Annotated in this window: 15 protein-coding genes and 1 tRNA gene; 2 read left to right on the top strand and 14 right to left on the bottom strand. The window is 52.1% G+C overall.

Annotated features, from left to right (window positions below; translation table 11 throughout):
• Nucleotides 1-3 precede the first annotated feature (3 nt).
• Both EH198_RS13955 and EH198_RS13950 read right to left on the bottom strand, forming a co-directional pair.
• On the bottom strand, nt 4-780 hold the full coding sequence (locus tag EH198_RS13955) for an ABC transporter permease (protein ID WP_124696139.1): 777 nt from the start codon (nt 778-780) through the stop codon (nt 4-6).
• 18 nt (nt 781-798) lie between these two features.
• Entirely contained in the window at nt 799-1,611 is an 813-nt protein-coding gene (locus EH198_RS13950; RefSeq protein ID WP_221621522.1) for an ABC transporter ATP-binding protein, read from the bottom strand.
• 547 nt (nt 1,612-2,158) lie between these two features.
• On the opposite strand from EH198_RS13950, the gene EH198_RS13945 reads away from it, so the two are divergent.
• Together EH198_RS13945 and EH198_RS13940 are read left to right on the top strand one after the other, a co-directional pair.
• Complete coding sequence (locus EH198_RS13945) at nt 2,159-2,965, top strand: glycosyltransferase family 2 protein (RefSeq protein ID WP_246014299.1); 807 nt, start codon at nt 2,159-2,161, stop codon at nt 2,963-2,965.
• Between the two features lie 13 nt (nt 2,966-2,978).
• Entirely contained in the window at nt 2,979-4,073 is a 1,095-nt protein-coding gene (locus tag EH198_RS13940) for a glycosyltransferase family 4 protein (protein ID WP_124696137.1), read from the top strand.
• Between the two features lie 108 nt (nt 4,074-4,181).
• Here EH198_RS13940 and EH198_RS13935 read toward each other — a convergent pair whose 3' ends face one another.
• The 12 genes from EH198_RS13935 to EH198_RS13880 form a co-directional block, all read right to left on the bottom strand.
• The gene (locus EH198_RS13935) at nt 4,182-4,394 is read right to left on the bottom strand and encodes a NifB/NifX family molybdenum-iron cluster-binding protein (protein ID WP_185702889.1); all 213 of its coding nucleotides are present in this window, start codon (nt 4,392-4,394) and stop codon (nt 4,182-4,184) included.
• Between the two features lie 54 nt (nt 4,395-4,448).
• Complete coding sequence (locus EH198_RS13930) at nt 4,449-4,715, bottom strand: ArsC/Spx/MgsR family protein (protein ID WP_124696135.1); 267 nt, start codon at nt 4,713-4,715, stop codon at nt 4,449-4,451.
• A 22-nt stretch (nt 4,716-4,737) separates the two neighbouring features.
• Entirely contained in the window at nt 4,738-6,123 is a 1,386-nt protein-coding gene (locus EH198_RS13925) for an MATE family efflux transporter (protein ID WP_124696134.1), read from the bottom strand.
• Between the two features lie 110 nt (nt 6,124-6,233).
• Nucleotides 6,234-6,318, bottom strand: a tRNA-Leu gene (locus tag EH198_RS13920).
• Nucleotides 6,319-6,540: 222 nt separating this feature from the next.
• Nucleotides 6,541-7,362 (bottom strand): HAD-IIA family hydrolase, encoded by an 822-nt coding sequence (locus EH198_RS13915; RefSeq protein ID WP_185702888.1) that lies wholly within the window; start codon nt 7,360-7,362, stop codon nt 6,541-6,543.
• Nucleotides 7,363-7,380: 18 nt separating this feature from the next.
• Nucleotides 7,381-8,691, bottom strand: a complete 1,311-nt coding sequence (locus tag EH198_RS13910; RefSeq protein ID WP_124696132.1) for an ABC transporter substrate-binding protein — start codon at nt 8,689-8,691, stop codon at nt 7,381-7,383.
• Between the two features lie 59 nt (nt 8,692-8,750).
• Complete coding sequence (locus EH198_RS13905) at nt 8,751-9,578, bottom strand: carbohydrate ABC transporter permease (protein WP_124696131.1); 828 nt, start codon at nt 9,576-9,578, stop codon at nt 8,751-8,753.
• A 28-nt stretch (nt 9,579-9,606) separates the two neighbouring features.
• Nucleotides 9,607-10,572 (bottom strand): carbohydrate ABC transporter permease, encoded by a 966-nt coding sequence (locus tag EH198_RS13900; protein ID WP_246014297.1) that lies wholly within the window; start codon nt 10,570-10,572, stop codon nt 9,607-9,609.
• Nucleotides 10,560-11,927: an alkaline phosphatase family protein gene (locus tag EH198_RS13895; RefSeq protein WP_185702887.1), complete on the bottom strand. Its 1,368-nt coding sequence runs from the start codon at nt 11,925-11,927 to the stop codon at nt 10,560-10,562. Before EH198_RS13895 ends, EH198_RS13900 begins: the two co-directional genes overlap by 13 nt.
• A 144-nt stretch (nt 11,928-12,071) precedes the next feature.
• Nucleotides 12,072-12,656, bottom strand: a complete 585-nt coding sequence (locus tag EH198_RS13890) for a glycerol-3-phosphate responsive antiterminator (RefSeq protein ID WP_124696129.1) — start codon at nt 12,654-12,656, stop codon at nt 12,072-12,074.
• Between the two features lie 115 nt (nt 12,657-12,771).
• Complete coding sequence (locus EH198_RS13885; protein WP_124696128.1) at nt 12,772-13,572, bottom strand: endonuclease I family protein; 801 nt, start codon at nt 13,570-13,572, stop codon at nt 12,772-12,774.
• Entirely contained in the window at nt 13,569-14,534 is a 966-nt protein-coding gene (locus EH198_RS13880) for a S8 family peptidase (protein ID WP_124696127.1), read from the bottom strand. Before EH198_RS13880 ends, EH198_RS13885 begins: the two co-directional genes overlap by 4 nt.
• Nucleotides 14,535-14,895: the final 361 nt, after the last annotated feature.

The raw sequence follows: 14,895 nt of genomic DNA, 5'->3' as shown, positions 1-14,895 counted from the left end.
AATTCACCTTCCAAATCTTGTTTCCTTGGCAATTCCATAGCGCTTCAGCGATGTCTTTCCCAGCCAGCGCAGCAGCTGATCTCCGATAAAGCCCATCAGTCCAAGCAGCAGCAGACCAACGAAAATCCAGTCCGTCTTGGAGTACAGCCGCGAAGTCCAGATGAGATAGCCGACCCCTTCGTTGGCGGCGATCATTTCCGCGCCGACAATGGCCATGAACGAATTCCCCATCGCCAGCCGAACCCCGTTAAAGAAGGCGGGAACGACGGCGGGAATAATCACATGGATTAAAATCTGCCGCTCCGAGGCTCCAAGCGACCTTGCCGAGCGGATTTTGTCGTCCTCGACGTTCACTACGCCGGCTGCCGTGTTCAGAATGACGATGAACAGCGTCGCATACATAATCAGAATGACCTTCGACTGCTCTCCGATCCCAAACCACAGAATGAACAAAGTGATGAAGGCCAGGGCCGGAATGAACCGGAAGAAGTTCAGGTAAGGCTCGACCAGCTGCCGGAGCCATTTGAACCGGCCGATCAAGAGGCCCGCCGGAATGCCCAGCAGGCTGCCAAGCAGCCAACCGAGCAGCACCCGTTTAAAGCTGATAAAGACATAAGTGAACAGCGAATTGTCCGCAATCAGCTCAATCGCTCCGTGAAGCGTCTGAACGGGAGTCGGAAAATAGTCCTGATTCGAATTCATGGCAAACAGCTGCCACAGGACCAGGAACAGCAGCCAAGAAACAATTCCCATCTGCAGTCCCTTCCGAACATAACGCATACGTTTTCCTCCTTTCTGTTACAAATGGAAATAAAGATCGTCTTGAAAGATACCCTGCAGCTTCTTCTGTATCAGATTAAATTCCCGCGAGGTCAAATCACGGGGATACTCCAGGCGATTGTCCATAATTTCGAATACCCGCGAGTCCGGACCTATGGACATGATCCCGATCCGGCCGCCGAGTAGCACCGCTTCCTGGATATCATGCGTGACGAAAATGATCGTCTTCTTCGTCTCCGACCAGATTCGCACCAGCTCCTCCTGCATAACTCTGCGGGTGAACGCGTCCAAAGCTCCGAGCGGTTCGTCCATCAGCAGAATGTCCGGCTCATTGGCGAGCACTCTGGCGATTTGCACCCGCTGCTTCATGCCCCCGGACAGCTCACGCGGAAATTTGCGTTCATGTCCCGTAAGACCCGCCAGTTCAATGTAACGGTCGGATATCGCTTTGCGCTCCCCCTTCTTCATCCCCTGCATGCGAAGGCCAAATTCAATATTTTCTCTCACATTCAGCCAGGGGAACAAAGAGGCATCCGGATGCTGAAATACCATCGCGCGCTCTTTTCCGGGACGTTCGATTGCCTGGCCATCCACAAGCAGCTCGCCCTCGGTTTGCTTCTCAAAGCCGGCGATCAGGTTAAGCAATGTGGATTTGCCGCAGCCGCTGGGGCCCAGGAGGATAAAAAACTCCCCTTTATTAATGTTCAGATCGACATCTTTCAGCACCTGATAGCGAACGGCATTCTTACCGGCTCCGGACTGAAAAGATTTGCCGAGCTGCCGTATAGATATAATGGGCGACTGGACATTCTCCTCAGGGGAACCTTCGATGATCGTGCCGGATGAGATCAAAGGATAATAGGACACCTCAATCACTCCTTTTAAATTAGATTTTTTCAATGTGAATACTCGGTTTTAAAGTTACATAGTTTCTGCACATTATAAAAATTACGCCGGCAACATCCAAATTTCTACAAAAAAAGCCGCTACATTCCCCTTAAGAGGAAAGTACGGCCTGCGGTTATCCGCTCGACTTTAGCTATGGCTGGTGCATTCTTTCACAAGGTTTGGGTCAATCCCTACTTACTTGATAGGATTATATTGTTTTTCCCATTGCTGCGTCAATGACCAGATTGCATACTTTTCATGTTTTTATGAGATTGTTACAATTTTGTGTTTATGATTGACCGAAATAACGGGTGCGGAATCCCTCATCCGAACGGATGAATAGAAGGTGAACTATCGAGGTATATACACTTGTTTGGTATAAGGATTAAACTAAAGCTAAAACCATTTATTATCAAAAATATAAGACATAAAGCATTGGATTCCCGTTATACTCAGCTGGCGGAATAACCCGAAAGAGGTGAACCAACCATTGACTGACAGCAAACGATTGTCTGTTGTGATCATCACTCAGAACGAAGAAGAGAAAATCGAGCAAGCTATTCTCTCCTGCCGCCCTTTTGCGGATGATATCGTCGTCGTCGACGGAGGCAGCACAGATGGAACGGTTCTTATCGCTGAGCATCTGGGCTGCAGCGTCTACCACAATCCTTGGCCGGGGTATGCCAAACAGCGTATATTCGGAGCGGAGAAAGCCCCCAGCAACTGGATCTTTTTTATCGATTCGGATGAAGAAGTCAGCGAAGAGCTTCAGAAATCGTTGTCGAACTGGAAAAGGCAGCCGGAAAATGAGGTAAAAGCCTATACAGTCTACCGGATCGGCGATTTTCTCGGCAAGTGGATGCCGAAGGGCGAGCATCTCGTCAGACTGTACAAAAAAGACGAAGTGCGGATGAAAGATGTCCTCGTTCACGAAGGACCGGATGTCGACCCTGCCGCCGTGCCTTGTCTGGAAGGTACTCTCTGGCATCATGGCTACCGCAGCATCCAGGACCATGTGCGACGCTTCAACAAGTACACCGACCTTGAGGCGCGAAAAGAATATGACAGGCAGCGGCCGTTCAGCCTGATGAGACTTCTGTTCCGTCCGCCCGCCAAGCTGGTCTATACCCTGTTCGTCCGCAAGATGATTACGAAAGGAATTGCCGGGTTCAGCGTCGCTTTTTTCTGGATGTATTATGAGTTCCTTAAGGAAATCAAGTTATACGAGCTGTACGGTCGAGAGAAAAAGCGCGAGAAGCCGGTCTATGTTATAGAAAGCGAGAAACGGCCTGTATAAGGAGGGAAGCTTGATGCGTATCCTTCATGTTGCCAATCACGTGAAAGAGTCGGGCAACGGCATCGTCAACGTCATGATCGACTTGGCCTGCGAACAGACTGCAAGAAATCATCAGGTAGGAATTATATCGGCAGGCGGCCAGTACGAAGAACTTCTTACCCGATATCATATTCGTCACTACCGCCTGGACCAGACGAGAAAGCCCGCCCAGCTTATGCGGGCTGTTTTTGATTTCAGACGGATGGTTGCGGACTTCGCACCCGATATCATTCATGCGCATATGATGACCGGCGCGGTGCTCGCCCGCTTTCTGAGGGGCTTCCGCAAATACAAGATCGTGACCCATGTCCATAACGAATTTCAAAAGAGCGCCGATTTCATGAAAGTCGGCGACAGGGTGATCGCCGTCAGCCAGGCGGTCTGCGATGCTATGGCGAGCCGGGGCGTCAAACGGGACAAGCTGCGCGTCATTCTGAACGGCACGATCGGAAGCCCGCGCAATTCGGATTCCGGCCCCGAACCCTTGGAAGGGCGGGCCATTGTCACGGTTGCCGGCATGTACGAGCGCAAAGGAATCTCCGACCTCATTGACGCTTTTAATCTCCTTGCAGGCTGCCATCCGGATGTAAAGCTATACATCGTAGGCGACGGTCCGGACAGGGCAAGGTTCGAAGAGCACGCTTCGTCCTCCCCATATTCCGGCCGCATCCGGTTCGCAGGCTTCCAATCCGAAAGCCGCCGGTGGATGAAAGCGGCCGATGTGTTCGTCCTCGCCTCCCATAAGGAACCGTTCGGACTTGTCCTGATTGAGGCCAGGGAATCGGGTTGCGCCATCGTCGCGACCGAGGTAGACGGCATTCCCGAGGCGCTGGATCATGGGGAATCCGGCATATTGGTGCCGCCCAGAGACGCCAAGACGCTCGCAGACGCGATCGCCCGGCTCCTCGACGATGATGTAATGCGGCAGCACTACCGCGCCCGTTCCGGAATGGGGCTCGACTACTACCGTGCCGGACGCATGGCGGAAGAGATGCTCGGCGTTTATCGCGAATTGCTGCCGGGAGCGTCACCACTGGCGGAAGTGCCGGGAACAAAACATGGATTGTAATGTCCGCAGACTGAAAGCGCCATGATTGAACAGTTCCGGAGGGAAAAAAGCATACGGGGAACAACATCTAACTTCCGCTTCAGATAACATCTATAATTGACGGAGGACTCAGGCAATAACCAGCTTCTCTTGCGCATGCTTAAGCGAGATATAATCGGTACTGAACGCAATCCCGAGCTCCTTCAGCTCCTCCAAGGCCCCCATGCCGATCCGGCTGACAAGCACGGTGCCGCAATCGGATAAAAGGCCGATGATTTTGTTCAACTGCTCCTGGCTGTGCCTCCCTGTGAAGCTGTCGCTTCCCGTTTTGCGTATTTCCACCAGCGTCCATGTGCTCTCTCATTTCAAACGCCGCTATGAATAGTTCAACCTTACTCACGATTGGGAAGATGGGCAGGCGCTTCCCTGGTCATTCATCTGGCATCCTGTGTTGTATCCCGAGGGAACTTCACAAAGACCGATCTCCTTCAGGTATTCCGAATCGAAGCCCGCAAGAAGCTGGCTGCCGGTATTCATCAGCGGGCGCTTAATCAGGATAGGGTCGCTGCATAATAAGTCCAGCGTCTCCTCCCGGGAAAGGGCTCCCGGAACGACCCGGCCCGCTTTGACCGAGGGGGCATTAAAATAATATGCGCCATTCATGTACCCCCTAAAGACGGATTTGTTAAATAAGACGGTGCTGATACCATTTTTTCCCGAGGAACCGTTTGAGAAAAATCCCGCCCCGTACGGCCCATTCGCAATCCATCGCGAGCCAGACGCCGAGAATGCCCAAATGCAGAACAATCCCCAAAATATAACCGAGCACGACGCGGAACAGCCACATGGACAGCATGGAAACGATAGACGTAAATTTGGAATCCCCCGCCGCTCTAAGCGCAGAAGGCATTACAAAGCTGGCGGACCACAGCGGGATTTGGGCAATTGTATTGATAAGTACGATCAAGAAAATATCGTCAACAATTTCAGCGGGGGGATGAAACAGCGATACAAGCGGTTTGAAGATCGGCAGGATCAACAGCCCCATGACTACAAAGGAAAGCGAAGATGCCACAGTAAAAGATTTAGTGAATTTTCTAGCATCTTTGACATTTTCGCTTCCCATACACTGGCCGACCACCGTAATAATCGTCAAAGCCAACGCATTCGCAGGAATTTGCATAACTCCGGCAAGAGCGGAGCAGATCGCGTTGGTGGCAATCGCATACGTGCCCAGGCTGACAATGAAAATTTGGGTCAAAATTTTGCCACCGTTAAAAAACATCTGTTCCGCCGCGAACGGCAGGCCGATAAACATGATTTTTTTTAGCATGGATAGATTAAACGTAAGGATATCACGAAGTTTGATTTGCAGGCTGCTGTCCATCCGGAACAAATAATACAGAGCGCAAGCCGCCCCCAAATAGCGGGCTGCATTGATGGAAATCGTCATGCCAAGAACGCCCATATGCAAGAGATTGATAAACAGGAGATTAAGGAGGACATACATCAGATTCATGATCAGCGAAAGCACCAGCGACGCCCGCGTTCTTCCGATTCCCCTGAGGGCTCCGCATACCGCTTCCACGACAGCAATGCCTAGGTAGGACACGCTGCTTCCGATCAAATACGTTCGGGCATTGGCCATAACATCCGGTTCAGCCGCGCCGAACAGCAGGTTAAGCAGCGGACCATGGAACAAAATGCCGAATAAACCGACGAACAGCGCGAGCAGAGACACCGAAGATACAGCTCCGGCGGTCGCCTTGGAGACCATGGCATCGTTGCCGCTTCCTTTATACTGGGCCACTACAACCGTCCCGCCCGTCGCAACGGCGATAAACACGCTGAGAAGAAAAATATTAAGCGAGTCAATCATGTTCACCGCGCTGATCGCTGCCACTCCCGCCGAGCTGATCATGGCCGTGTTGATCAAATTAAGACCGACCACGAAAGCCTGGTCAATCAGAATCGGGATAAAAAGCGAGATAATCTGCCGGTAATCTATCGCTTCGCCGGAAAAATATTTATCAAGAAATCCTTGTTTAACGTTCGCATTGGGCGAAATCATAACCTCACTTCATTTCAAATAGAATATGTCGCCGAAAAAGAAAAAGGCTCTTCATATTGAAGAGCTGCTCAAGGGATCGGCCTGCATTGATGTTGTCTGTCTATTTAAAATGCGGTCGAGAGGACTCGAACCTCCACGGGGGGTTAGCCCACACGGACCTGAACCGTGCGCGTCTGCCAATTCCGCCACGACCGCGTATGCAATAAAAAATAGTGCGGGCACAAAAAATAATATAGCATGAATTAATTGAAAGGACAATAAGAGTTTTTTAATTATAAATAGAGACCGAAAAAGACACCATGTTTGGTGTCTTTAACGTCTCTAGCTGTATTTTACATTAAGCTCCTTGCTTACGAACAGGACCATCCAATCCGAGTGAATTCAAACCTGCCGGCCTCTTGTTCAAAGCCTCCATCTTCAGAAACCGCCGACGAGACGGTAAAGCTCTTCCATATTGTTAAGCACAACATCCGGACAGGACAGAATCTGGCCCGGCTCCCGCTTCCAGACGGAAGAATCGGCCGGGGCGCCGTTGGTAATCCATACGGATTTCAGTCCGGCGCGTGCGCTGCCCAGAATATCGGTATCCGGATTGTCCCCGACCATCACGCAGCTGTCGGGTGCCGCATCGTACAGCTTCATGCCGTATAGGAACATGTAAGGCTCAGGCTTGCCGATACACTCCGCCGTAGTCCCTGTCATGGCCTCAATAGAAGCCAGCAGAGCGCCGGTCTCCGGAATTTTTATGCCATCCGCGCCCGGGTGGTAAATATCCGGATTGGTCGCGACAAGCCGCGCCCCGGAGAGGATGTCCGACGAAATCTGCTGCAGCTTGTCGTAATGAAAGGCCGTATCCCGGCCAACGACGACAATGTCGGCCTTCCCTTCATCCCAGCTCACCGTCCGGTGCCCCGCCGCCGAAATTCCGCGCTCCAGACTTTCGCTTCCGATCGTCTTCACGGTGACGGCTCCGTACTTGTCCCGGATGAATCTTCCGGCAATATCTGTTACCGGAAGAATACATTCGGGGGCGACCTCCAAACCCATGCCGGCAAGTCTTCCGCCAATTTCAGCAGCGCTCAGCCTGGAGTTGTTCGTGAGAAACGCGTAGTCGATGCCGAGCTGCCGCAGCCGCCCGAGGAGCGGGATAATCCCCGGGGATAACTGGTCTCCGTGATAGACACATCCGTCAAGATCAAAGAAGTACACTTTTGCGCGGGTAAGAAAGCCGTGATCCAATATCCATACCCTCCGCTTCTATTTCAGCAAGGCGTTGGCTTCGTTTGCCGCGTCCTTGACCGCTTGATCGACGGATTTTTGCTGCAAGAGCGCCGCCTGGATGTTATCCTGAACAATTTTGTATACCTTCGATCCTGATGTCCCCGGGAAGTTGTACCAAGGCACCATGTTATCGACCTGATTATACGTAACCTTCGCCGCCGGTACTTCGTTGAGGAAATTCCCCATCATTGCCGGGTTCTCCAAAGCGCTTTGGCGCGTGACCATATAACCGATTTCCTGCGCGATCATCGTTGTCGCTTCAGGCGAAGTGGCATATTTAACGAAATCCCAGGCGGCTTCCTGCTTCTTCGGGTCCTTGGCGAGAATGACAAGGTTGTTGCCGCCCGCCGGTACGGTACGGTTGCCGTCCAAAGAGGGGAAGAGAGCCGTTCGCAGGTCGAACTCGGACTGCTTGCGGAATCCGGTAAGCGCCGCCGTTGTCGTCACATACATGGAAATTCCGCCGGATTGGAAGCTTTGGGAAGCCTGCTTGCTGTCCAGGTTCGGCATCGATTTATCCTGGTTCACCAGATCCACCCAATACTGAAGCGCCTTGCGTCCGGCATCGGAATCAAATCCGACCGATTTCAAATCCTTGGACATCATTTGTCCGCCCGCCGTTTCCGTCATCGCCTGATACAGCCAGTTCCCGGTAATCTGATAGTCAAAAAATATGCCGTAGCGTCCGTCTTTCGTCAGTTTCTTGGCGGCTTCGCGCACTTCTTCCCAGGTTGTGGGCGGCTTATTCGGGTCCAGCCCGGCTTCCTTGAAATGATCGGCATTGTAATATACAAGCGGAGTGCTGACGGCAAAAGGCATCATATACTGTTTCCCGTCATCGCCTTTGCCCAAATTCAGCATCGATGGGAAGAAATCCGACAGATCGGTCTTTTCCTTGTCGATGAAGGTATAGGCCGGCACAACCGGCAGCGTGTCGATGGCAAAACGGTTATATACGAATCCGTTCGTAAATACGTCCGGGAACTTTCCTGACGCCGCCTGCGTCTGGATTTTCTCGATCACGCCTTCGTAAGAACCCTGTACGAACGTCGGCTTTACTCTGACTTTATCCTGCGATTGGTTGTACTTTTCCACAAGCCTGTCGATGATATCGCCGGAATGCTGATGCAAAAATTCGATTTCCACAACTTCTCCGGACACCGCCGCTCCGTTCTGCTTTCCCGTTTCCGCAGCTGCATCCCCTTGCCCGGTTTTGCCGCAGGCTGACAAAATAGCCGTTAGAAGCATGATTATGGCGAGCAGGCAGATCTTCATTTGTTTTTTCATTTATTGTTATCCTCCCTATATGTGGTGATACCAAATCAACGTTATTGTGATGAGACAGATTAACCTTTCAGACCGCTGTTCATGAATCCTTCAATAAATTGCTTTTGCGCCGCAAGATACAGGGCGAGGATCGGCAGCATGGACAACGTGGCCACCGCCATCGTCGGCACCCATTCCAGGGATTCTTCCTCGCGGAACTGGACGAAAGCAACCGGCAGCGTCTGCATGCTTTTCTCAGCCAGGACGAGCAGCGGCCAATGATAATCGTTCCAGTTTCCGACAAAGAGAATAACCGCCAAGGCGCTCATAACCGTACCCGATAATCGCAGATACACATGCCACATGGTGCCGAAAGCGGTACAGCCGTCGATAACGGCCGCGTCTCCCAGTTCGCGGGGAATCGTCATGAACGTCTGCCGGAGCAGGAAAATCGCATAACCGCTGGCCAGATGGGGGACAATGACTCCGCCAAAAGTATTCAGCAGGTGCATCTCATTAACGATCATGTAGACCGGCACCATCGTTACCTGAGGGGGGATCATCATGGTCATCAGAACAAAGAAGAACAGTGCGTCGCGGCCGGGAAAGCGGTAATGGGCGAAAGCAAAGGCCGCCGCCAGGCCGACAACAAGCTGTCCCAGCGTCTGCAATGCGGCAATAAACGAGCTGTTCCAAGCCCACAAGGCAAACGGAATATCCCGAAATACCCGGAGATAACCGTCCAGGTTAAAGTGTGCCGCCCAGAACAGATGACCAGAGAAAACTTCCTGTGGCGCTTTTACCGATGTGACCAGCATCCACAAAATTGGAATCAGAGTAACAAGGGCGATGGCGACGAGCAGGAGATGCTTTCCCCCTTCTTCCATCAAGCGCAAAGTGCGTTGCATTCAAAAAGCCTCCTTTCTGAAAACATGTTTACTGGTAATGGACCATTTTTTGCGACAGCCGGAGCTGCACAATCGTAAGAGTGCCAACAATAACGAGCAGGAGTGTGGATGAAGCTGCCGCCGCTCCGATATTGAAGAATTGAAAGGCCTCCTGATAAATCTGGTACACCAGCACATTGGTGGAATTGTTCGGACCGCCGCGTGTAATGATCTGGATCGTCGCAAATACCTGAAACGAAGAGATGATGCTCATAACCAGAATGAAAAAGGTAACCGGAGACAGCAGCGGTAAGGTCACATGACGGAATTGCCCCCGCCGTCCGGCGCCGTCAATGGCTGCCGCCTCGTAAAGGCTGCGGTCAATCGACTTGAGTCCGGAGATATAGAGCACCATGTTATAGCCGAACCCCTTCCAAATCCCGACAATGGCCAGCGCCCATAGCGCCATCGCCGGATCGTTAATCCAGTTCGGTCCCTGAATACCGAATGAAGCAAGCAGCGCATTGACGGCGCCGACCTGCGGATTATACATCAGGCCCCACACGATGCTGATGACGCCGATCGAAGAGACGACTGGGAGAAAGAACACAAGCCGGTACAGCCGCTTACCCTTCCACATGCTCTCCACGAGCAGCGCCATCGCCAGGCCGATTCCTACGGCAAGCGGAACGGTCATCAGAACATATAGAGCCGAGTTTCGCAGCGAAATCCAGAACACATCGTCATGCAGCAGATGGATATAGTTCGCAAGTCCGACGAATTCCTTGTCGGGACTGATCAAATTCCATTTTTGAAAGCTCAGGCTGAGGGAGAACAAGAACGGATAAACAAAAAACACGGCATACAGGCCAAGGGCCGGGAGTAAAAAGGCTAACGGAATCCACAATTTTTTAAGCTTGCCGCGTCTGCGTCTGCGGGTTCCGGCTTTGCCCCGTTCGTTCATAGCGGACACAGCCTCATTCTGCTCGCCGTCCAACCGGTTCAAAATGACCAAAGCCTTACCTCCTCCTTCCAAAGCGAATCCAGCTCGCTGCCGTCCGTATCTTTAAGTTCCGTTCCCAGAAGACGGGCGATAGTCGGAGCAACATCTACGATACGGATTTCAGGAAGGCTCGCTCCGGGCCGAATGGACGGGCCGGATGCGACGAACACAGCCTTCAGCTCCTCCCGCTGCGGGAGAAAGCCGTGCATCCCCTTGAACTTAGTAAAGCTCGTGTTGACCTCATCACCGCTATAATCGAAGTGAACGAAGCAGTCCGGCTCGGCTTCAAAGGCGAAGTCCGGGCAGTGGTCGTCCATTTCTCCTGCCGCCGGCAGACCCAGTGACGGAAAGTCTTCCTGTTCGAACAACCGTCCGACCCCCTCGCTTTCGGCCAATGCGCGGCGCACCTCGTCCATAAGCAGCTCTTTAGCTCCGGCATTGTCTTCAAGCACATAGACATATCCCGAACCTCCGTTGGATACGGCAACGACCCTGCTGTCCTTCAAATCATGCTCATCTTTCAAATTCTGGGCGAGCCAGCCTTTATGTTTAAACAGCACGTTCGGATAGAACGTCCTGGTTGTATTTACAAAGCCATGGTCGGACAAAACAATTACATCCGTCTTGTCCAAAATGCCCTTCTGTTTCAATGCTTTCAGCACCTCGCCGATCCGCTCGTCCACATATTCGAGCGACCAGTATACTTCTTTGGACCGAACGCCATAGTCATGCTGGTAGCTGTCCGGCAGCAAGTAGTGAAGCTGAAGGAGATTGGGGCTGTGCCGATCGATAATGTATTTGGCGATTTCTGTCGTAAGCCAGTCCTGCATCGGTCCGCGGGCATGGTCTTTGCTCCACTCGCCGTAAAGCTCCATCGGAAGCCCTGCCGCCTTCAGTTCATCCCAGAGAGAACGAGTACAGTGCGACTCGAACAGCTCCTGCTCGTAAAACTCGGGAATATTGTAATCAATCGTGTCCGCTCCCCGCGTAACAGGCCAGCAGATCGAAGCGGTTGTCCAGCCCATTCGCTTGGCGGCGTCGTACCAGGTTTCTCCCCGCAGCACATCCTGCTTGTCCCACATGCGGTCGCCGAAGTGCTCGCCTACTCGGTAGTTCGGCCGGTCGACAACCCAGTTGCCCAGAACGCCGTGCTTGCGCGGATAGTTCCCGGTCACCAAGCTGGAATGAATCGCCCAGGTCGCTGTCGGAAAGACGCTTTCCATCGCTTCAGCGCATGTGCCGCTGCGGATAAGCTCCCTCAAATTGGGCATACGGACATTCGGGTCCTGCAAATAGTAGTTGGCCATGCCGTCAATACTGATGACGAGTACATACCTATCGGGCTTCGGGCGACTAGCGGATTCCATATAATACCTCCTAAGTTTTGTAATGCAAAAAAGAGAAAGCGAAAGGCAATAAACCAAGGCATTAAGTCCCTCGTTCATTGTCTTAGAGCTTTCTCTCGTCCCTCACTCCAACAGACAGTGTATGAAATTGTACGGAATAACAGGTTATTGCAGATCGTCAAACGAACAGTTCCAGAGCGCCGGAGCACTGACGGACAGTGCAGTCGCACCGGCATGCAGGCTTTCCCCGGCTTCCGCTTTCGTTTGAATCAGACCGCTTGCGACAATCGGAATATCTTCCAGACTCTCGGCAAATGTGCGGATAATCTTGCAGATTGTGCCCGGCATAAGTTCAATGGCATCGGGTTGGATATTTTCGGCCACTTTGAGGCCGTTTTGCAGGGCTGATGAATCAATGACGAACAGATGCAGAATGCCGTAGAGCCCCGCTTTCTTCGCTTCCTTGATTAAATGGCCTTTTGGGGTCACAATCCCGTCGGCGCCCACGTAATCCGAGATGAAATCGACGCTTTCCTTATCCGTGCTGGAAAGGCCACGAATCAAATCCAGATGAACAAAAGCGCCTTTCTTGCATTCCTTCGTCAGCCGGACCGCTTGAATGATTTCTTTTACATTGCAGCCCATAAAAAACAGATTCTCCACCGTGCTGTCCAATGCAGCCTCGATATCCGCCGGTTTGCGTACCGCTGCGATAATGGGATTGCTCCCAATCTTATAAAGTAAGGACATCGGGAATTGTTCCTTTCATTCCTGACTTCTACTTCATATTAACGGCCAATTGTTCGATGATTATAAAATGGAGTGTCGGAATTTGTAAAAGAGTGTCGAGCAATGAATATACACCCTAATTAGCATTGCTTCCCGCCCACTGCTCCGCTATTTCCGGAAAATCGATAAACGGGTTGCGGTTGCCCTGCAGCTCGAAAACCGCCAAATTCCGGTGCTGTTCATAAAGCGTAACCGGAAACCGGTAGTGCCATTCCAGCAACAGCTTGCTATCCACATGGCTGCTATCGATGACGCCGGGGTAGCGGAGCAGGAAATAAAGGGTTGCGCGGGCGACGATGCCTTTGCCGTATTCAGGCTCAAACCGGCCGTCCTCCTGCTTGCCGCAGCCCGCAATGACACTCTGCACACCCGCTTCCGGCGTATAATCCAAAAAATCATAATACGGATGATTCCCTCTCCGGCTGTTGCAGCCCGGCTCGCAGGCAAACAGATGATGCAGGTCGCCCCGCATCGGCTCTTGCTTCCTGAACCATGACTGCGGCACGACATGCTCGCAATTCAGCAGACCCTCGCCCGCCAGGCTTACATCATCCGCCGCTTGAAGCAGCCGGATATCCGCTTCAATCGCTTCAAGCGGGGACATAGCACGGCCGGAATACAGGCTTTTGATCTGCCCATTCTCCTGCAGATCGACCCACGGATAGACGTAGCGGTAAGGCTTGTAAGGCAGCCGGTGGTCATGAGTCCGCTCCAGCAGCTGCTGGAGTTCACTTATATTCGTAATGCCACCGCTGTAGTAACTAGCTTTCAGCTCGTTATCCCGGTCTTTGTCGTAGTAAGGACGTTCGCTGGTCATCGCGAGGTGTATTTTCCTGGCCGCGTCAAGCTCAAGCGCCAGCATCCGTATATGCGTCATAGACTTAATACCTTCGCGACGACAGCGGGCGTGAAGACTTTGGCCAGTTCCTCCTGAGCCGTCAGGTACAAGAGTCCGTTGCCCTCCAGCCGCGGCGAGTTGCCAAGCGGGATCGTCCGTTTGATCAGCTGCGCATACAGCTCGGGTTCGGTCAGGTCACGGCCGAAGCTTTCGTTCGCGATCAGCTTGATAAGCGCCATCGCACCCGATACGTGCGGCGTCGCCATGGAGGTGCCGCTGAGCGTCGCATAGGTCTTGTTCAAATAGGTTGACAGAATTCCCGCACCCGGCGCGACAAGGTCCACTTCATTATTCGAATTCGTAAAATTGGTCGAGTTCCGCTGTAAATCGACGGCGCCCACGCTGATGACTTCATTATAGGAGCCGGGATAGCCGAATTCGTCGGTAGCGAAATTACCGTCGCCTTCATTCCCCGCCGCGCAGATCACCAAAATATTCGCCGCCACCGCCCGCTGGATCGCTTCATGCATCTCCGGCACATCCTCCGGTCCGCCGAGCGACATGGAGATGATATCCGCCTTTTGCTCAACAGCGTAATTGATTCCATTGATAATCCATTCATATTGGCCTGAGCCGTCCTTGTTCAGCACCTTCAGGATCAACAGATTCGCTTCCGGCGCTGCACCAACCACGCCGGTATTATTGCTGATCGCCGCTATTGTCCCGGCTACATGCGTACCGTGCCCGTTATAATCCACGAACACGTCCGGATTACCGTTGTCATCGTCCGTAAAGTTCCGCCCGCCTGCGACCCGTCCCTTCAAATCCGGATGCGAGACTTCGCACCCCGTATCCAGAATGGCTACCGTAATACCTTTGCCCCTTGTCTGACCCCACACCGCCGGCGCCTGAATCATCTCGATGCCTTTCGGGATTTCGCTCACCTGCTCAACCCGCGCTTCCACCCGATAAGGAAAAAGCTTGATTTTCCGTCGTTCCATTTCTCTCCTCCTCCTCAAGAGTAAAAATGAAAATCGCCAGCCAATAAACCCTTAATATCTTAATTCTAGTATTTTTTGGAGCAACTAATTATAACATCCGTAGATGCTCACACTCAATAAATAGGAACATAAGTTCTTAATTATTATTAGTTTAACAGAACATTCCAAATAAAACAAGCGGATTCATGTCGGCAGAAAACCGGCAAACCCGCTTGTTGATCTCACATTTTTTATACAATTTAGACGTTCTTAGGTCCGCCGCTTCCTTCGATCTGCTGGGCACCGGGTATTTGTAACATTTTATCCACGAATTACACTTCTATATATAATATAATTAAGCGGTCTGGCTACAATTTCACGT

This window comes from Paenibacillus rhizophilus (assembly GCF_003854965.1).
GTDB classification, from domain to species: domain Bacteria; phylum Bacillota; class Bacilli; order Paenibacillales; family Paenibacillaceae; genus Paenibacillus_AQ; species Paenibacillus_AQ rhizophilus.
The sequence above is the reverse complement of the archived record's forward strand: the minus strand, read 5'-3'. Positions and strand labels throughout refer to the sequence as shown.